The 19,256-nt window shown below is 60.7% G+C and carries 19 protein-coding genes; 11 read left to right on the top strand and 8 right to left on the bottom strand.

Annotation, left to right across the window (positions count from 1 at the left end; translation table 11 throughout):
• Window positions 1–94: 94 nt before the first annotated feature.
• The 6 genes from CIT26_RS38350 to CIT26_RS24465 all read right to left on the bottom strand — a co-directional run bounded on the left by CIT26_RS38350 (window position 95) and on the right by CIT26_RS24465 (window position 5,772).
• Entirely contained in the window at window positions 95–256 is a 162-nt protein-coding gene (locus tag CIT26_RS38350; RefSeq protein ID WP_095494945.1) for an SDR family NAD(P)-dependent oxidoreductase, read from the bottom strand.
• 49 nt (window positions 257–305) lie between these two features.
• Complete coding sequence (locus tag CIT26_RS24445; RefSeq protein ID WP_095494946.1) at window positions 306–830, bottom strand: hypothetical protein; 525 nt, start codon at window positions 828–830, stop codon at window positions 306–308.
• 422 nt (window positions 831–1,252) lie between these two features.
• Window positions 1,253–2,674 (bottom strand): TRAP transporter large permease, encoded by a 1,422-nt coding sequence (locus CIT26_RS24450; protein ID WP_095494947.1) that lies wholly within the window; start codon window positions 2,672–2,674, stop codon window positions 1,253–1,255.
• Entirely contained in the window at window positions 2,671–3,318 is a 648-nt protein-coding gene (locus tag CIT26_RS24455) for a TRAP transporter small permease subunit (RefSeq protein ID WP_095494948.1), read from the bottom strand. The genes CIT26_RS24450 and CIT26_RS24455 overlap by 4 nt, the downstream gene beginning before the upstream one ends.
• A 70-nt stretch (window positions 3,319–3,388) precedes the next feature.
• Entirely contained in the window at window positions 3,389–4,519 is a 1,131-nt protein-coding gene (locus CIT26_RS24460; protein WP_095494949.1) for a TRAP transporter substrate-binding protein, read from the bottom strand.
• A gap of 344 nt (window positions 4,520–4,863) precedes the next feature.
• Window positions 4,864–5,772, bottom strand: a complete 909-nt coding sequence (locus CIT26_RS24465) for a hydrogen peroxide-inducible genes activator (protein WP_095494950.1) — start codon at window positions 5,770–5,772, stop codon at window positions 4,864–4,866.
• Between the two features lie 162 nt (window positions 5,773–5,934).
• Here CIT26_RS24465 and katG point away from each other — a divergent pair, with 162 nt between their 5' ends.
• A complete protein-coding gene (katG, locus tag CIT26_RS24470) occupies window positions 5,935–8,130 on the top strand; it encodes a catalase/peroxidase HPI (protein WP_095494951.1) in 2,196 nt (731 codons plus the stop codon).
• 113 nt (window positions 8,131–8,243) lie between these two features.
• Here the strand turns inward: katG and CIT26_RS24475 are convergent, their stop codons facing one another.
• Window positions 8,244–8,921, bottom strand: coding sequence for an MIP/aquaporin family protein (locus CIT26_RS24475; RefSeq protein WP_095494952.1), 678 nt, complete (start codon window positions 8,919–8,921; stop codon window positions 8,244–8,246).
• Window positions 8,922–9,150: 229 nt separating this feature from the next.
• Between CIT26_RS24475 and CIT26_RS24480 the strand changes: the two genes are divergently transcribed.
• The 5 genes from CIT26_RS24480 (at window position 9,151) to CIT26_RS24500 (ending at window position 14,852) form a co-directional block, all read left to right on the top strand.
• Window positions 9,151–10,440: an RsmB/NOP family class I SAM-dependent RNA methyltransferase gene (locus tag CIT26_RS24480; RefSeq protein WP_095494953.1), complete on the top strand. Its 1,290-nt coding sequence runs from the start codon at window positions 9,151–9,153 to the stop codon at window positions 10,438–10,440.
• A gap of 97 nt (window positions 10,441–10,537) precedes the next feature.
• Window positions 10,538–10,996: a PaaI family thioesterase gene (locus CIT26_RS24485; RefSeq protein WP_095494954.1), complete on the top strand. Its 459-nt coding sequence runs from the start codon at window positions 10,538–10,540 to the stop codon at window positions 10,994–10,996.
• A 4-nt stretch (window positions 10,997–11,000) separates the two neighbouring features.
• Window positions 11,001–11,663, top strand: coding sequence for a 5'-methylthioadenosine/S-adenosylhomocysteine nucleosidase (locus CIT26_RS24490; RefSeq protein ID WP_095494983.1), 663 nt, complete (start codon window positions 11,001–11,003; stop codon window positions 11,661–11,663).
• Between the two features lie 56 nt (window positions 11,664–11,719).
• Complete coding sequence (guaA, locus tag CIT26_RS24495) at window positions 11,720–13,282, top strand: glutamine-hydrolyzing GMP synthase (protein WP_095494955.1); 1,563 nt, start codon at window positions 11,720–11,722, stop codon at window positions 13,280–13,282.
• Window positions 13,283–13,598: 316 nt separating this feature from the next.
• On the top strand, window positions 13,599–14,852 hold the full coding sequence (locus CIT26_RS24500) for a tyrosine-type recombinase/integrase (protein ID WP_095494984.1): 1,254 nt from the start codon (window positions 13,599–13,601) through the stop codon (window positions 14,850–14,852).
• Here CIT26_RS24500 and CIT26_RS24505 read toward each other — a convergent pair.
• Window positions 14,833–15,192, bottom strand: a complete 360-nt coding sequence (locus CIT26_RS24505; protein ID WP_425350377.1) for a helix-turn-helix transcriptional regulator — start codon at window positions 15,190–15,192, stop codon at window positions 14,833–14,835. The genes CIT26_RS24500 and CIT26_RS24505 overlap by 20 nt on opposite strands.
• 150 nt (window positions 15,193–15,342) lie before the next feature.
• Between CIT26_RS24505 and CIT26_RS37905 the strand changes: the two genes are divergently transcribed.
• The 5 genes from CIT26_RS37905 to CIT26_RS24530 all read left to right on the top strand — a co-directional run bounded on the left by CIT26_RS37905 (window position 15,343) and on the right by CIT26_RS24530 (window position 19,141).
• The gene (locus CIT26_RS37905) at window positions 15,343–15,576 is read left to right on the top strand and encodes a pantoate--beta-alanine ligase (protein ID WP_095494956.1); all 234 of its coding nucleotides are present in this window, start codon (window positions 15,343–15,345) and stop codon (window positions 15,574–15,576) included.
• A gap of 130 nt (window positions 15,577–15,706) precedes the next feature.
• A complete protein-coding gene (locus CIT26_RS24515) occupies window positions 15,707–16,816 on the top strand; it encodes a radical SAM protein (RefSeq protein WP_095494957.1) in 1,110 nt (369 codons plus the stop codon).
• Entirely contained in the window at window positions 16,807–17,397 is a 591-nt protein-coding gene (locus tag CIT26_RS24520; protein ID WP_245319541.1) for a 3'-5' exonuclease, read from the top strand. Before CIT26_RS24515 ends, CIT26_RS24520 begins: the two co-directional genes overlap by 10 nt.
• The gene (locus CIT26_RS24525) at window positions 17,394–17,993 is read left to right on the top strand and encodes a DEAD/DEAH box helicase family protein (protein WP_095494958.1); all 600 of its coding nucleotides are present in this window, start codon (window positions 17,394–17,396) and stop codon (window positions 17,991–17,993) included. The genes CIT26_RS24520 and CIT26_RS24525 overlap by 4 nt, the downstream gene beginning before the upstream one ends.
• A 47-nt stretch (window positions 17,994–18,040) precedes the next feature.
• A complete protein-coding gene (locus tag CIT26_RS24530; protein WP_095494959.1) occupies window positions 18,041–19,141 on the top strand; it encodes a DUF3800 domain-containing protein in 1,101 nt (366 codons plus the stop codon).
• Window positions 19,142–19,256: the final 115 nt, after the last annotated feature.

Consider the following 19,256-nt stretch of genomic DNA (forward strand, 5'->3'; position numbering starts at 1 on the left):
GGTGGTCCGTCAGTCGCGGTAAGAGGGGGTCGATCTTGTCGAGCTGCCGCTTGAGATAGTCGAAATGCGCGAAAGCCTGATCGTTGTAGGGCAGCTAGCCGTCCGCTGTTTTCTGCGCCAGATAGTTGGACACGATTTCCACTGTCAGCTGGCTCAGAGCGGGCTTGTCGCGGGCGATCAGAGCGACCTTCGCACCCTCCCGCGCGAGGCGCAGCGCAACAGCGCGTCCGACACCGGCAGAAGCGCCGGTGACCACCGCTGTCTTTCCGCTTCAATCCGACCGTGCCAGGTCGGTGCTGGCAAGGCTAAACCGCCGGTCCTTCGAGCCCGCTTCTCTCGTGCGATTTCCACAGGTACCAGCCGAGGACGGTACCGAAGAAGAATGTGTGGGCAACGAACTGCACGACCGGGCTTGCTTGCAGGAACCAGGGGAATGCGATCGGCGCGATCACATAGAAATTGACGAGCCACAAGGCGAGGCCAAAGACGCTGCCGAGAACAATGAAGGTGGCTTGCCCTCGCAGCATTGCGGCAATCTCTCCGAACACGATCCCATAGATGATAGCCAGAATAATATGGACGATCACGCCGGCGATGCTGGCCGTCAGGAGCGGGTAGCCGGGATCGAGAGCTTCCGGTCCAAGTGCGATGGCGCCGATCATGCGCAGGGGCATGAAGAACGCTTCCGCCCCCATCATGAACGCACTCGCCGTCATTTCGAACGCCGCAAAGACGATGCCTGCGACGATGCCCGCAACGGCCCCCTGCTGGAGACCCCATCGGATGTCGCGCGGCGTCACCGGCGTATGGATGTAATCACGGTAAGCCATAACACTGCTCCCTGTTCTGGACGCAGATTCCTCCGCAAAATCAATGCCGGGACGCGTCGGCGGTTCCGGACGTCCGGTACGATTCACGGGGATTTGATTGAAGTTGATGTTTCTCAGGCCAAGCGGACGCTAGCTCAGCTTCCAGGACTCTCGGCGTTGTCACATTGGGTTGATCGACGCTGCAGCCATGCAGCTTCCCCGCGACCGCCCCAATCCGGCTATTACCTCGCACGAGACCTCAGTTGGCTCCAAAGATCGTAGCCCGCAAGGAGGACGCCGATGCCGATCGCAACGCCCAGATCGGGATGCGGGACGAACCGGATTACGACGCCGAAAAACGCCAGAAAGACTACAAATGCCAAGACGGCCAGGAAGCGGCTCAAATTCATCTTTTGTCCTCTACTCGCCGCGGCACCCCCGTCTCAGCCCCCGTAGATCAGGTTGGGTAGCCCGTACACGATCTGCGGGAAGATATAGATGATGACCATGCACAGGATGACGATCAGCATATAAGGCATCATTCCGCGGAAAATATCCGAAAGCTGAACATGCGGCGGCGAAATGCCCTTGAGGTAGTAGGCCGACATCGCCATGGGCGGCGACAGAAAGGCCGTCTGAAGGTTGACCGCGACGAGCACGCCGAAAAACAGCGGATCGATCTCGAAATGCGCCAACAGCGGCAGGAAGATCGGAACGAAGATCACGATAATCTCCGTCCATTCCAGCGGCCAGCCCAGGATGAAGATGATGATCTGGGCGACGATCAGAAACATCAGCGGCGACATGTCGAGGCCGGTGACGAAATCGCTGATCAGTTGCTGGCCTCCCAGATAGGCAAAGACCGAGGCGAAGGTCGCGGAGCCGACGAACAGCCAGCACACCATCGCGGTCGTGCGCGCCGTCAAATAGACGGACTCCTTCAGGCGTTGCCACGTCAGGGCCCGGTAGGCGGCGGCCAGCACGACGCCGCCGAGCGCGCCGATGGCGGCAGCCTCCGAAGGCGTGGCGAGGCCGAAGAGAATAGCGCCGAGCACCGCGAGGATCAGGACCGCCAGAGGGACGAAGGAAGTCAGCAGCATCCAGCTGATTTGCACGACCGAATAGTGCCCTACCTCGTCTCGGGTCGGCTTCGGCGCCACCTGCGGCTGCAGCACCGCCTTCGCCACCACATAGATCAGATAGAGGCCGGCAAGCAGCAGTCCTGGAAGCAGGGCTGCCGCATACATACGGACCACCGAAACACCCGCCGTCGCGCCATAGACGATGAGCAGAATGGACGGCGGAATGAGAATGCCGAGGGTTCCGCCCGCGCAGATCACTCCCGAGGCATAGCTGATGTTGTAACGCGCCTTCAGCATGGCGGGAAACGCCAGCAGGCCCATGAGTGTCACGACCGCGCCGACAATGCCTGTGGCCGTTGCGAAAAGGGTGCAGGTGATGAGGGCGGCGACCGCCATGGAGCCAGGAACGCGCCGGGTGGCGATATAGAGGGTGCCGAAAAGGCGCTCGATGATATTGGACCGCTCGACGATGTAGCCCATGAACAGGAACAGCGGGATGGCGGTCAGCACGTCGTTCGAGATCACAGAATAGGTTTGGTTCACGAACAGATCGAAAATGCGGTTGTTGAAGAAGCCGCCGATCCAATGCTCCGTAAGCGTCCAGCCGTCGGCACCATCCTCAACCGCCCGTTCATAGGCGCGCCACATCCGCCCCGGATTTAAATAAGCGTAGTAGCCAAAGGCGACCCCTAGCGCCATCAAAGTGAACGCAACCGGGAAGCCAAGGAAGATCGCCAGAAGCAGAATGAGCAGCATCGCGACGGCGACCTGAGGATCGCTCATCTGTCTTCTCCGTCGCGGTCGGGTTGATTGTCGGGGTGGAGGAATGGGAGGTCGACTGCTTCCGAACCGTGATGCAGAACATCGAGCGTCTTGGCTTCCATCAGCACCTTCTCGATCTCTTCCACGTCTTCAGCCGCGCGCGGCCATGTTCCGGTTCGTAGACAGACGACGCAGCGGAACACCTGAGCAATCCCCTGCACGAAGAGCAGGATGCCTGCCGCCACGATGACGGCCTTGAACTGGAAGATCGGAATCCCGGCCGGACTGTTCGAGCTTACCTCGAGATAGCGGAAGCTGCGTGCGGCATACTTCCATCCGGCCAGAACCAACGCCGTCACGCCTGGGAAGAAGAAGATGAAGTAGAGGACAAGTTCGACCGCCGCTTGCACGCGCGGCCTCCACAGACGGTAGATGAAATCGCCGCGCACATGCCCGTCTCGCGACAAGGTGTAGGCGCCGGCCATCATGAACATGGTGCCGTAGAGCATGTAGCTGAGGTCGAATGCCCACGCGGTCGGCGCGCTGAACAGGTATCGCACGACAACTTCATAACTCACGCCGAGTGTCATGATGACGACGCTCCAGGCGAACACCTTTCCAAACCATGCCGAAAGTTCATCGGCGAATGCGATGTAGCGGAGCATGTCTCGGGTTCCGTCAGATGCAATCCGGCGGTCCGGAAGACCGTCGGATTTGCCGAAGCGGAGGCGCGAATTAGAGCTTCAGCTTGCCTGGGAAGTAATGTTCGTATGCCAGTGTCAGGTCGGCTGAATTCATTAGCTCGTAGTAGACAACGCGTTCGACCCATTGGCGCTGGCTATCGAGCACCCGCTTCATGAACTCATCCGCCTCCAGCGTCGGGATGATCTTGTCCCAAGCCTGGAGTTGTGCGTCGAGAATTTCCTTGGAGGTGCGGTGCACGGTGACACCGTGCTCGGTCTGCAGCTTCTGCAGGTCGGCCGAATAGTTGTCGAGGGCGAGTGCGGTGTTCGCGGTGCTGGCCGCCTCCACGCCATATTCGAGAATGGCCTTCAAATCATCGTCGAGGTCGTCGAATACGTCTTTGTTGAACAGGAATTCGAACGACTCGCTCGCCTGATGGTAGGATGACAAGGTGTAGTGCTTGGCGACGTCCTGCGAACCGAAGCGAAGGTCGGATGACGGATTGTTGAATTCGAAAGCGTCGATAACCCCGCGCTCCATGGCCGGCACGATTTCACCGCCGGGCAGCTGCGCCACGCTGAGGCCAAGGTTCTGCATGAGATCGGCGGCAAGACCCACCGTCCGATACTTGAATCCCTGCAGTTCAGCGGTGGTCGTGACAGGCTTCTTAAACCAGCCGAACGGCTGCGCCGGCATCGGGAAGCCATAGAAGCCGACGACGTTGAGGCCCATGATGTCCTGCGTCAGCTCGCGGTAGAGATCCTTGCCGCCGCCCTGGTGGAACCAGGCGAGCATGGTGGTGGCGCTGCCGCCAAACACAGGGCCAGTTCCGAAAAGCGACGCGGCCTTGTGCTTGCCGTACCAGTAGACGGGGACGGTATGTGCGGCGTCGATCACGCCGTCATTGACGCCATCCAGCACCTGGAACGCGCCCACGACCGCACCCGCGGGCAGGAGCTCGAACTTCAGCCGGCCACCGGACATCTTTTCGACGCGCTCTATGTATTGCCGCGCGAAATCCATCCAGATGTCCGAAGCAGGCCAGGAGGTCTGCATCTTGATGGTGACCGGCGACTGCGCCAGTACGGCTGGGGTTGCGAGCGTCGTCGCTGCAGCCGCACCGGCCGTTATGGCGGTGGACTTTTCCAGGAACCCGCGACGCGAGATTTTGCTGTCGGACATTTACTCCTCCCATTGTTGTAAACTCTTCTGCCACAACCAGAATATGCGAACTCGCCCCTCGCGCAACCAGTTTCGCTGCCCGTGATATCAGGCGTCGGGCATTCGGTCTGGCACAAGCACCACTGTGTTTCCGCATCCGACGACTTTTTAGTAGTCGGCGCATATCCTCCAGCTGGCCCTCATGACGAATGTAGGACTGCTGCGCAGCATGCCAAGCCGGTCGTAACGATCTCCAGGGTTGGCCGTCCGCGGAAGGACCCCGTTTATGGAGGCATAGGCCCTTGCTCGCAGCTTGGAAACGAGGTTGAGGTCACAATCGGACCCTCTGACCAACATCCTCCACCTCACGCCGCCAGCACCGCCTGGTCCAGCCCGCGGATGATCTTGGCCAGTTCGACGCATTCGTCGTGCCGGACCTTGTTGCGCCGCCAGGCCAGGCAGATCGTGCGCTGCGGCATCGGTTCCTGGAACGGCACGATCTTCAGGTCGCGCATGGCGCTGGCCGGTCCTGCCGCCATTTCCGGGATGAGCGTGACGCCGAGCCCGTGCGCCACCATCTGCAGCAGCGTCGTCAGGCTGGTCGCGCCATAACTCGCCATTGCCACCGGCCGCACGCTGCCGCAGACGGCAAGCGCCTGTTCGCGCAGGCAATGGCCTTCCTCCAGCAGCATCAGCCTTTCCAGTGCCGGGCTTTCCGGCGGAACCGGCGGCGAGGCGAAGGCGGGGTCGCCGGCCGGCACGGCAAGGAAGAACCGGTCTGAGAAAAGCGGCTCGGTGATCAGCCCAGGCTGATCGAGGGGGAGGGCCGCGATGAAGGCGTCGAGCTTTCCCAGGGCGGTGTCCTCGACCAGCGACGCGGTCACCGCTTCGCGCAATTCGAGCTGCAAGGCCGGAAAATGCCGTTTCAGCTCCGGCAGTACATGCGGCAGGAGATAGGGCGCCACCGTCGGGATGATGCCGAGCCGGAAGCGTCCCTCCATGGCGGGGCGGCCGCGCCGGGCCGTGGTCTCGATTTCGCGGATGTCGGCAAGAATACGCTCGATACGCGGCAGCATGGCCAGTGCCTCGTCGGTCATCCGCACCGATTTGCCGCCGCGCTCGAACAGCCGGCAGTTGAGCCGCAGCTCCATCTCGGCGATCTGTGAAGACAGCGCCGGCTGGCTGACGCCGGCCAGCTTCGCGGCGCGGCCGAAATGCAGCGTCTGCGCCAGTGCCTCGAAATATTGCATCTGCCGGACGGTGAGACCAATCATAAGTAAAACCTATCGCAACAAACAGGAAAGGCAATTTGTTTTTATCGGCAATGCGGCCTAGTCTGGAACCATTCCAGAATGGCGTGGCTCAAGGCCCGTCCGGAAAATCCAACAAATCCCGGAAATCAACAAATCCGGAAAATCAACAAGTCGGAGAGAACGATGGACGCAAAGACCGATGACACCAGCGCGGGAAAATGCCCGGTCGTGCACACAACTATCGCCAGGGCCAACCGTGACTGGTGGCCGAACCAGCTGAATGTGCAGGTACTCCACCAGCAATCCGCACTGTCCGATCCAATGGGCGAGGCGTTCGACTACGCCAAGGAATTCAAGAGTCTCGATCTGAACGCCGTGATCAAGGACCTGCATGCCCTGATGACGGACTCGCAGGAATGGTGGCCGGCCGACTTTGGCCATTACGGGCCGCTGTTCATCCGCATGGCCTGGCACAGCGCCGGCACCTACCGCATCGGCGACGGCCGCGGCGGTGCCGGAGCCGGCCAGCAGCGCTTCGCGCCGCTCAACAGCTGGCCGGACAACGTAAATCTCGACAAGGCCCGCCGGCTGCTGTGGCCGATCAAGCAGAAATACGGCCGCAAGATCTCCTGGGCCGACCTGATGATTCTCACCGGCAACGTCGCCCTGGAATCGATGGGCTTCAAGACCTTCGGTTTTGCCGGCGGGCGCGCCGATGTCTGGGAGCCCGAACAGGACATCTACTGGGGCCCGGAAGGCAAGTGGCTGGCCGACGAGCGCTACAGCGGCGACCGCGATCTCCAGAACCCTCTCGCCGCCGTGCAGATGGGTCTGATCTATGTGAACCCGGAAGGGCCAAACGGCAATCCGGATCCGTTGGCCGCGGCGCGCGACATTCGCGAGACCTTCGCGCGCATGGCCATGAACGACGAAGAGACCGTCGCACTCATCGCCGGCGGCCACACCTTCGGCAAGACCCACGGCGCCGGCGATGCGACGCTGGTCGGTCCAGAGCCTGAAGCCGCTGGCATCGAAGAGCAGGGCCTCGGCTGGGCGAGCACGTTTGGCACCGGCAAAGGCGGTGACGCGATCGGCAGCGGCCTGGAAGTGACCTGGACCACGACGCCGACCAAGTGGGGCAACAACTTCTTCGACAATTTGTTCGGCTTCGAATGGGAGCTTACCAAGAGCCCGGCCGGCGCGCACCAATGGACGCCGAAGGGCGGCGCGGGTGCCGGCACCGTGCCGGATGCGCACGATGCAGCCAAGCGTCACGCGCCATCGATGCTGACCACCGACCTCGCTTTGCGGTTCGATCCTGCCTACGAAAAGATATCGCGGCGCTTCCATCAAAATCCGGACCAGTTCGCCGATGCCTTCGCCCGCGCGTGGTACAAACTGACCCACCGCGACATGGGCCCGATCGTGCGCTATCTCGGCCCGCTCGTTCCCAAGGAAGAGCTGCCATGGCAGGATCCTATCCCGGCAGTCGATCACGTTCTGGTCGATGAGCTAGACGTGGCCGCCCTGAAGGCGAAGATCCTCGCCTCCGGCCTTTCGGTGCCGCAGCTCGTGTCGACGGCCTGGGCGTCAGCCTCGACCTTCCGTGGCTCCGACAAGCGCGGCGGCGCCAACGGCGCGCGCATTCGGCTCGCGCCGCAAAAGGACTGGGACGTCAACCAGCCGGCTCAGCTGGCGAAGGTGCTGGAGAAGCTCGAAGCGATCCAGAGGGACTTCAACGCCTCGCAGACCGGCGACAAGAAAGTCTCGCTTGCCGACCTGATCGTCATTGGCGGCTGCGCCGCGATCGAGAAAGCTGCGAAGGACGCCGGCAACGACGTGAAGGTTCCGTTCACGCCGGGGCGCATGGATGCGTCGCAGGAGCAGACCGACGTCGACTCCTTCGCTCCGCTTGAACCGACCGCCGACGGTTTCCGCAACTATCTCAGCGGCAGGCAGCGTTTGTCGCCCGAGGAGGCGCTGGTGGACCGGGCGCAATTGCTGACGCTGACGGCGCCGGAGATGACAGTCCTCGTCGGCGGCCTGCGTGTGCTCGGTGCAAATACCGACCAGTCAACGCACGGCGTCTTCACCAAGCGGCCTGAGACGTTGACGAATGACTTCTTCGTCAACCTGCTCGACATGGGCACGGTGTGGAAGTCGACATCGGACGCCAAGGACGTGTTCGAAGGACGCGACCGGGCAACAGGTGAGCTCAAGTGGAGCGGCACCCGCGTCGACCTGATCTTCGGCTCGCATTCGCAGCTGCGTGCCCTAGCAGAAGTCTATGCGACCGCGGATGCCAAGGAGAAATTTGCCAACGACTTTGTGGCGGCGTGGAACAAGGTGATGAACGCCGATCGCTTCGAACTCGCCTGATCTCGGCGCCAAGGTCCGGAGCGAACAGCTTCCCGCCTGCGGTAAGTTTCTCAAGTCTCAACAAGAAAGGCGCGGGCCAGGCCCGCGCCTTTCTTGATTCAGCCCTTCGACTTTCAGTCCTTCTCGAAGATGCGTGTCTTGGCAACCACGCCGGCAATGGCGCCGCCGATCAGCGGTGCGACGATGAACAGCCAGAGCTGACTGATCGCGGCACTGCCCGAAAACAGCGCCGGGCCGATCGAGCGGGCCGGATTGAGCGACGTGCCGGTCACCGGAATGATGGCGAAGTGCAGTCCCGCCAGCGTCAGGCCGATGACGAGGCCGGCAAAGGCCGTCGTGTGGCTGCCGCTGGTGACGCCGAGGATCACCGTCACGAAGGTGAAGGTTCCGATCAGCTCCCACAGGAACGCCGAGCTGACGCCCCATTTCGTCGCATCCCAGCCATTGGCGCCGAAGCCGCCGGTATGACCGCCGACCTGCCCGGAGACGATGATCCACAGCGCCAGCGACGCAATGACGGCGCCGATGACCTGCGCGATGCAGTAGGGGATGACGTCCTTGGCCTCCATTCGGCCGGCAAGGAACACGCCGAGCGTCACCGCCGGGTTGAGATGCGCGCCCGAGATCGGGCCGATCGCATAGGCCGCCGCAATCAGGCCGATGCCGAATGCAAGACCGATGCCTTCCTGGCCGAGCGGCAGCGCGCCGCCGAAGCCGCCCGTCACCACCGAGGCCGTGCCGATGAACACTAGTAGAAATGTGCCTAGAACTTCCGCCAGATAAGTCTTCATTGCCCTCTCCTCGTAATTTCCCGTCGATCCGCTTGCAGTTCTTTGCGAATCACGCAGCGGAAGACTATCGCAACTTCAAAAGTTTGAAAGCACAAGCAATGCGAGGGTCAAAGTCTCGGATGCCGATGGGGCGTTCGATCTGATATCCAAGACTCTCCCCGCTTGTGTGCGCCAGTCGCGCGCTTTAGAGCAGGGCCGGAAATAATTTGCTGAGTAACGGAATAACAAGATGCGACTGGGCGGACGGCTGGCGGCGGCCATCGAAGTGCTGGAGGATATCGGCCGGCGGCACAGGCCGGTGGCCGATGCGCTGAAGGATTGGGGCCTGTCGCACCGCTTCGCCGGTGGCGGCGACCGTGCCGCGATCGGCAACATCGTCTATGATGGGCTGCGCCGGAAGCGCTCGGCCAGCTTTTTGCTGGGCGAAGATACGCCGCGCGCCGTCGCTTTCGGCGCGCTGCTGCTCGAATGGAACCAGACAGCCCAATCTTTGAACGAAGCGCTCGATGGCGACAAATTCGCGCCGCCGCTGCTCAACGACAATGAGTTGAAGGCGGTTGCCGGCCGCCAGCTTGACGATGCACCGCCAGCGGTGCGCGCCGACATTCCCGACTGGTGCGAACCGCTTTTCGAACGAGCCTTCGGCGCCAGCTGGGTCGAAGAAGGTGCGGCGCTGGCGACCCGCCCGCCGCTCGATCTCAGGGTCAACACGCTGCAGGCCGATCGCGGCAAGGTTCTTGCCGAACTGGCCGAGACCGGCGCCAGGGCCGCACGGATCGCACCGCACGGCATCCGCATCCCGCCGATCGCGGGCGACGGCAGGCACCCGAACGTGCAGGCGGAACCGGCCTTCCAGAAAGGCTGGTTCGAGGTTCAGGACGAAGGTTCGCAGCTCGCCGCCATGCTGGCTGGCGCGGAAGCCGGAATGCAGGTCCTCGACTTTTGCGCCGGAGCCGGCGGCAAGACGCTGGCACTGTCGGCGGCGATGGACAATCGCGGCCAGGTGTTTGCCCATGATTCCGAAAAGGCGCGGCTGGCGCCGATCTTCGACCGCATCCGCCGCTCGGAAAACCGCAACGTGCAAATCGTCACCAAGCCGGCGGAACTCAGCACCCTCTCGGGCCACATGGACATCGTCCTGGTCGATGCGCCCTGCACCGGCAGCGGCACCTGGCGGCGCCGGCCCGATGCCAAATGGCGGCTGACGCAGAAGCAGCTCGATGCACGCAAGGGCGAGCAGTCGGCGATCCTCGACGCGGCCAAAACCTTCGTCAAACCGGGCGGGCTGCTGGTCTACATCACCTGCTCGGTGTTCGATGAGGAGAATGGTGAGCAGGTCGCTGCCTTCAGAGATCGTAATAGCGGCTTTGTCCCGGTCGATCACCGCCAGCTCTGGGACAGCCGCTTTCCGGGTCACGAGACGGCCGCGCGTATCGGCGCCGCGGGCGGCATTTCGCTGTCGCCGGCGCTGAGCGGTACCGATGGGTTTTATGTCTGCGCACTGCGCAAGGGCGGCTGAACGTTGTCGGCGGGCTTGATTGCTGCAGTGCAGCAATAGCGATTGCCTGCCGCTCATGCCTCTGCAATAAGATTTATTGACAGGAGCGTGACAAGCCATGGCAGCAGAGATCGTACCCGCCCCCAACTATGAGGATCGCGTCAGGACGTCCTTCGCGCGCCAGAACGCCATGACGACCATCGGCGCCGAGCTGACGCTGGTGACGCCCGGCATCATCGAGATCGAGATGCCCTATTCGGCGGCGCTGACCCAGCAGCATGGCTTTCTTCATGCCGGCGTCATTTCGACGGCGCTGGACTCAGCCTGCGGCTATGCGGCGTTCTCGCTGATGCCGGAAAGCTCCAGTGTGCTAACCATCGAGTTCAAGGTCAATCTGCTGGCCCCGGGCCGGGGCGAGCGCTTCCTGTTCCGCGGCTCGGTGACGAAGCCCGGCCGCACCATCATCGTCGCCGACGGCCAGGCCTATGCCTTCGCCGTCGACGGCGAGGCCAAGCTGATCGCCACCATGACCGGAACGATGATGACGGTGGTCGGTCGCGATGGCATTGAAGGCTGATCCGATGCGCAAGGCCGTCAGAATTGCGGGCAGGGACGTCCTCTTCGTGATGGCGGCGCAGGCCGAATACGGCCCGCATCTGCAGCGGCTGTTCACGCCTGTCATGACCGGCGTCGGGCCGGTCGAGGCCGGTGTCAGGCTGGGCGCGGAACTGTCATGGCTGAAGTCTGAAAAGGCGCTGCCGGACCTCGTCGTATCGCTCGGTTCGGCCGGCAGCCGGACACTGGAGCAGACGGAAATCTACCAGGCCGTTTCGGTCGCCTACCGCGACATCGACGCCTCGCCATTGGGCTTCGAGAAGGGTGCGACGCCGTTTCTCGACCTGCCGGTGACCGTGCCGCTGCCGTTCAGGATTCCAGGCATAAGCGAGGCGACGCTGTCGACCGGCGCGGCAATCATTTCCGGCAGCGCCTATGATGCGATTACCGAGGACATGGTCGATATGGAGACCTTCGCCTGCCTGCGAGCCTGCCAACTGTTCGGCGTGCCGCTCGTCGGCCTGCGCGGCATTTCCGACGGGGCTGCCGATCTCAGGCATGTCGGCGACTGGAAGGAGTATCTCCATGTCATCGACGAGAAGCTGGCGGATGCGGTGACGCGGCTGGAACAGGCGATCGGCTCCGGTGCGCTGCAGTTTGGACCATCGCATGACGCGGAAACGGAGTGAGAGAGACGCCTTCGCAACCCATTGCGCCGACTCGTTTCTTTCTCTAAACGCTCGCCATGAAGATAGCCAATCATCCCGACACCGTCCTGATTGTCGATTTCGGCAGCCAGTTCACGCAGCTCATCGCCAGGCGCATCCGCGAGGCCGGCGTGTTTTCCGAGATCGTGCCGTTCCAGTCGGCCGAAGCGGCGTTCAAGCGCATCAATCCGAAGGCGGTGATCCTCTCCGGCGGCCCGGCCTCGACCGGCGACATCGGCAGCCCGCGTGCGCCGCAGATCGTCTTTGATGCCGGCGTGCCGGTGCTCGGCATCTGCTATGGCCAGATGGCCATGTGCGTGCAGATGGGCGGCGTCGCCGAAAGCTCCGACCATCGCGAATTCGGCCGTGCCTTCGTCGAGATCCAGAAGGACAGCCCGCTGTTCGAGGGTCTTTGGGCGCCCGGCCAGCGGCACCAGGTATGGATGAGCCACGGCGACCGCGTCATCTCCTTGCCCAAGGGATTCGAGGTGTTCGGCAAATCGGAAGGCTCGCCCTTCGCCATCTTCGGCAATGTCGAGCGCAAGATGTACGGCATCATGTTCCACCCCGAAGTGGTGCACACGCCGGACGGCGCCCGGCTGCTGCAAAACTTCGTCCACAAGATCGCCGGCATCGAGGGCGACTGGACGATGCGCGCCTACCGCGAGCACGCGGTCGAGACGATCCGCAAGCAGGTCGGCAAGGGCAAGGTCATCTGCGCGCTTTCGGGCGGCGTCGATTCCTCGGTCGCAGCACTCCTGATCCACGAGGCGGTCGGCGATCAACTCACCTGCATCCTTGTCGACCACGGGCTGATGCGCAAGGACGAGGCATCAGGCGTGGTGGAGATGTTTCGCCAGCACTACAATCTGCCGCTCATCCTGGTCGACGCCTCGGACCGTTTTATCGGCGCGCTCGAGGGCGAGTCGGACCCGGAAAAGAAGCGCAAGACCATCGGCCGGCTGTTCATCGAGGTGTTCGAGGAAGAGGCCGAGAAGCTCGGCGGCGCCGATTTCCTGGCGCAGGGCACGCTCTATCCCGACGTCATCGAAAGCGTCTCCTTCACCGGCGGCCCGTCGGTGACGATCAAGTCGCACCACAATGTCGGCGGCCTGCCCGAGCGCATGAACATGCAGCTGGTCGAGCCGCTGCGCGAACTGTTCAAGGACGAGGTGAGGGCGCTCGGCAAGGAACTCGGCCTGCCCGACAGCTTCATCGGCCGGCATCCGTTTCCCGGCCCCGGTCTCGCCATCCGCTGCCCGGGCGGCATCACCCGCGAAAAGCTGGAGATCCTGCGCGAGGCCGATGCCATCTATCTCGACGAGATCCGCAAGGCCGGCCTCTACGACGCCATCTGGCAGGCCTTTGCCGTGCTGCTGCCGGTGCAGACCGTCGGCGTGATGGGCGACGGCCGCACCTATGAGTTCGTCTGCGCGCTGCGCGCCGTCACCTCGGTCGACGGCATGACGGCGGATTTCTACCACTACGACATGGCGTTCCTCGGCGCCGCCGCCACCCGCATCATCAACGAGGTGCGCGGCATCAACCGCGTCGTCTACGACGTGACGAGCAAGCCGCCGGGCACAATCGAGTGGGAATAAAGCTGCATCATTAGCGAGCTTTCAGCAACTATCGATCAGAGTTGCATAAGCTTCTGAAAAGCTAAAGTTTTCCTTTCTGCATCTATCGCCATCTATCGCCTCGAAGCGGAATCATTTGGCGGTAAATCTGACGGCACGCGTTTCTGCGTTCTCTTTCATGCCATGCAATACCGTCGTCGCGCCGATTGCAAGCGTACTCACTTCTTGCCATCAAAGTATTGAAACACAAGGATTGTTCCTAACAGTTGACGGTAAAATCAATGACGGTAAAATTGGCGCTGAGAAACTCAATTTTGTGATCCGATCCTCTGTCATCATGTTAACAGATGTAGCTCTTAAGAGGCTGAAACCAAAAGACAAAATGTACAAAGTTGCCGACCGTGACGGTATGTACGCGGCAGTGTCTCCGACTGGGCAGATTGCGTTTCGGTACGACTACCGGATGACTGGTCGGAGAGAGACTGTGACGCTGGGCCGATATGGGGAGGGAGGCATCACGCTGGCAGAGGCGCGCGACCGCTGCCTTGCCGCGCGGAAAATGGTGGCAGCCGGAAAGTCGCCGGCGCATGAAAAGCAGCGCGACAAGCGTCGCCTGTCAGCCACGGCGAGTTTTGGGGATGAAGGCAAGCGCTGGTTCAAGGAAGCGAAGATGGCGAATAGCACCCGCTCGATGCGCAAGGCCATTTTCGATCGCGACATTTTGCCGATTTGGGAGAAAAGGCTCCTAACCGAAATAACACCTGACGACTTGCGGGCGCTCTGCGCAAAGGTGAAGGACCGTGGTGCGCCGGCAACCGCTGTTCATATCCGCGATATCGTGAAGCAGATTTATAGCTACGCCATTCTGCACGGCGAGAAGATCGCCAACCCCGCGGACGAGGTGGGACCGGCCTCAATTGCCACGTTCGAGGCGAAAGACCGCGCTCTGTCGCCTGCAGAAATCCGGATAATGCTGAAAGAGTTGGAAAACGTGCCGACGCTGCCGACCATTCGGCTCGGCCTAAAGTTCATCCTGCTCACGATGGTCCGGAAGAGTGAACTACTCGAGGCGACTTGGGACGAGGTCGATTTCCAGAACGCCGTCTGGAGCATCCCAAAAGAGCGAATGAAACGGAAGAAGCCGCATAACGTCTACTTGTCACACCAATCCCTCGACATCATGATCGCGCTCAAGACTTGCGCGGCGAACTCCCGATATGTGCTGCCGTCCCGCTACGATGCCGATGAGCCCATGTCGCGCGCGACCTTCAATCGGGTAACCACTGCGATTGTCGAGCGGGCAAAAAAGCAAGACTTTGCGCTCGCGCCTTTCACGGTGCACGACCTTCGGCGTACCGGCTCAACACTCCTGAACGAGATCGGATTTAATCGCGACTGGATTGAGAAATGCCTTGCCCACGACGACAGCCGGTCCTCTCGAGGTGTCTACAACAGAGCTGAATATGAGCCGCAGCGTCGTCATATGCTGCAGGAATGGGCGGACATGGTCAATGCGTGGGCGGCAGGCAAAAAGCACACGCCCATACTTCAGCCGCCTGCAGAGGCCGCGATTATCCTTGATCCGATTTGACGGGTCGCGTCTTTCGTAGTCTTACGTCAGGAGCAGGCCTGGTCTCGATTTTTCCGGCAGATGAGGCATTCCGCCGCTCCTCGATCCAAGTTTCGACTTCTGCCAAGTCCCAGACAACACAGCGGGGGGTGAGATTGAAGCGTCGTGGGAACTCGCCACGCTGTTCCATCTCATAGATAGTCGTATCCGACAGCGGAACGATTTCTCGCAACTGCGACCGGCGAACAGTTCGCACTACCCGACGCGACCCGATGTGTGGCAGAACCGGAAGTGGGTCGGGCTGCCCAATTGCGATGTCCTTGAATTTATCGACCTCGGAAGACTGCTGCCGTTTGACCATTTGGGTGACCGGATGGGTTGCCTTGCTGGCCAACAATCGCGCAACTTTCCGAGGTCTCGTACAGCCCTCAATTGCGACCACATATCCTCGCCTACGGACGAGAAGGCTCAAAGCCGCTCCACTGCGGACTATGTCAGGACCGCACCACCAATGGAATCCATCGAGACGCTGAATAAGGCCCGACAGGCGATCCTCGCTGCCGGCTTCTCGAGGCTCGAGTATCTCGAGCTGCGCGCTGACAATGACCTTGCGCCAATCGACGCGTTCAATCGGCTGGCGCGGCTGCTCGTCGCCGCTTGGCTTGGCCAAACGCGCCTAATTGACAACGTTGAGGTGGGATCGCCAAAACGCTCGGTTCAAGCGTTTAAGGAGGTCGCTGCCTGATCGGATCGCGGGTTGGGATAACCTCAACTGCCAGATCGCAAATCAAGTGCGCAGCTAACCCTCATTGACACGCTGCAAAATCCTGGTGCTCTGTATTGAATTATTAGCGGGCCGTGTCGGAGATAACTTCATGTCCAAATTGCGTGTCGCAGGGCCAGATCTACCCGCGGCCTTGAAACAGGTCATTGACTATCGAAAATCCGGACTCAGCCTCAACCATGTAGTTGGGTGCCCGCTCGACTGCGGCTATTGCGTCCGGCACCTGTTCGCCAACTACGAGATGAAGAAACCGCACCTGGTAGTGGGTGACACGGAGGCAATTGAAGCCCTTGTAGGCCACTGGGCATTTCAACCTGATACTACACCTATCCAGATTTTTAACCGTGCGACCGACCCATTCCTACCTATGGTCAAGGACCACTTGTTCACCTGCCTCGAGGATTTGGACCAGCGCGGACTGACTAATCCCGTATTGGTAATCACACGCTGGCACGTGGAACCAGCGGACGTTGCGCGTCTCGAACATCTCAGAAATCTGAAACTGACCATATTGGTGACTTGGTCGGGAATCGAAAACGATAAGATCGAGCCGGTGGATAGCGGTATCGCTGAGCGGTCTCTAGAGGTGCTCAGCCGCCACGCGGTGCGCACGAAATCGATCCTCTACTGGCGCCCGATAATCGCGGGGTTGAACGACACAGATTTGCATTTTGCACGCGCCAGGGGTCTTGCCGCCCTTGCTGACGCCACTGTGTTTACCGGGCTCTTCTTCAGGGACGAGATCCGCGCCCACTTCAAAGCAATAGGAGTGCCGGATCTTTATTCCGATGTAGCGCGGCGCAAGATCTTTCCAGTCGGAGTGGAACGACGGGTTCTCGAAGCCTTTACAGGGATCCCTCTTTTTCGGAAGACCTCGTGCGGTGTCGCCTTCGCGCATGGCATCTCGGACTACAACGGTCATTATGGCGTCCAGGAGATCTGCGACATCTGCCCGATTCTGCAGGTCGGATTGTGCGCGGCCGCGCACCTCAAGCCGCCAATGCCGCGCGTAGAAGCGCTCGCCGCCACTGCTGGCCTTGATCCCGGATCCATCTCCATCGACGATCGTCGAATTGAAGTTGCTGACAGTAACGAACAGCAGCGATATTTCATGCAGCATTCGCTGAACTATCAAGTACACGATCGCAAGCACCCGCATCATCTCGGACGCCACGGCAGAGCGGAACTCGGATGGACCTGACTCTCGGCAAACTCTGGGTTATGGACGTGGAGGGTAATGGTGCTACGCCACCCGAAATCATTGAGTTGGCGATCGTAGAGATTGCCAATCTCTCAATTATGCCCAGGCATTGGCAGTGGCTGGTGCGTCCCGAAAGCCCAATACTTCCAGCCGCGACTCGGATCCACGGGCTTGCCGACGACGATGTCGCCGATGCACCGAGCATCGACGATATCTCCGGTGACATTATGACCTGGACTGACGGAGCAACCATCGTCGGACACAATGTAAAGATTGAGCTGGACATCATCAGTCGCTCAATACCTGATTGGAAGCCGGCCGCCGCGATCGACACACTCAAGCTGGCCAGGACGCTAAAGCCAGGGCTTGAATCCTACGGTCTTGAAAAGCTCGGCGTGCTGATGGGGCACTCAGAAGAAGCGGCTCAGCGAAGTGGAAAGCGGCATCATTCAGCGCTCTACGATACTATACTCACGGCCCTCATCTTCATCGACCTGATGTCAGCATTGCCGGTCGAACTTCGTTCAGACGCGCTGATGAGCGCCGACATTCTGGCTAGCCGACAAGGAATCCTTTTATGAGCGGACGTCCCTTCAAGATTGGTGTTGCCGGTACACATTCGACCGGCAAATCAACCTTCATAGGTAAGGTTAGGTCAGCTCTCGAAGGGAAAGGACTCAAGGTGGTCGGCGTCGATGATCTGGCAAAGCGCGCTCATGGCTTCGGCTTCCCGATCCTGACAGAACATACGTTCGAGAGTACTCTATGGATTATGGCTGAGTGCATGAGGCAAGAGGCGGAAGCCTCCCTCAGAGCGGACGTGATCCTAGTTGATCGCCCTGTGCCTGACGCGCTGGGCTATCTACTTGCCGCTTTGGAGGTGTCCGGCCGAACCCAAGACCCGAGACGGATCGAGCAGCTCACAGCCATCGCGAGAGCCCACGCCAGAGACTACGATTTTCTGACTGTGACCGTGTTGGATCCTGATATCGCACTTGGCGAGGGGCGCGACACCGACGCGAGGTTCAGATTCGCGGCCGCTAAGCATATGACTACAATCATGGCGGACTTTGCCCCGACGGTGAGGCGGATGACCTCGAGCAATTCGAACGAAATTGTTGCGGATGTGCTGCAAGCGATATCGGCCCGGTCGATTTCTTCAATCCGGTCGGCGTAAATGTCTACTTGCCAGCACCGATCACTGTAGTCCGCCGGAGATACCCAGTGATCACAGAATACTATTTGGACGAAAGCGGCAGCAGCGGCGACCTAGCAAGAGCCGGGAATCGGTTTGATTTCGGAAGGCAGGAGATTTTCACGCTCGCCTGCCTCGGAGTCGACCAGGCCGACGATTTAGGGAGCGAGATTGATAGGCTCAAGGCGATTCATTTCGTTCAAGCGGATGAGCTGAAATCCTCATCGGTGCGAGACAGGCCAAGGTTTGTCGGCGACTTGGTTCAGTACGTCGCGCGGCGACAGCTCCCACTCATGATCGAGGTCGTCGACAAGCGCTTCATGATCGCTGCCAAAATCATCAACACTCTGGTCCTCCCGCCTCTCGGCCCCGACGACAGAAGTCCAGAAGCGCTGTGGCTTAGAAATGTTCTGGCGGAATACCTGCACACACGCGCACCCGCCGCAGTTTTCGAAGCCTATGTCTCAGCATGTGATGGGCCGTCGACCACTAGCATCGAGGGTGCTTTCACCACGCTTCTCGAATGGCTGCGCCATGGCGGACCGGCGGACGAGCTCGGAGAGGGGCTGCTCCGTTTCGCCGAGGACAGCTACGCAGATTTTCAGGAACTCGAACCGGACAACCATGAGTGGATACGACGATCCCTACCATCCCCTGATCTTGGAAAACGTGGCCAGTCGGTCTGGATGCTGCCAAACCTGACGTCGCTGACGAACATCTATGCGCGTCTCAATCATATGCATCGTCGAAGGATTGGGACGATCACACTTCTCCACGATGAACAGGCTCACTTCGACCACATATTGCGCGAGGCAAAGCGGGCGGCCGAGGGACTCGTAAAACTCGGAGGGGTGCCGATAGTTCCTTTCGCCGACTACCATTTCGAGGAGGCAGCGGCGCTCGTGTTTACAGGGTCGCACGCTTCGCCAGGGATACAGGCTGCCGATGTGCTTGCGGGTTTTCTGATGCGATACACCAGGGAGTTGCTCTACGCGGGGCAGCGGCCGTCGACGCATGCCCGGGAGGTCTTTCACCGCATCATCGACTTATCTGAACCCAACAACGGTCGCGGCGTGAATTTTGTTCTCGCAACGGACGACCTCCTAAAGCTTGGAGTGGTACCGGCATAAAGAGATTCTCCGGCTGTCAATCGATGCACGCAGGGCGTGGATCTAATCGAGCATGCGTTCTTGAATCGAAACTCACAGAAATGAACGCGACCGCGAGCACAGTCGATGTGGCACA

The sequence above is a fragment of the Mesorhizobium temperatum genome (assembly GCF_002284575.1).
Lineage (GTDB): Bacteria > Pseudomonadota > Alphaproteobacteria > Rhizobiales > Rhizobiaceae > Mesorhizobium > Mesorhizobium temperatum.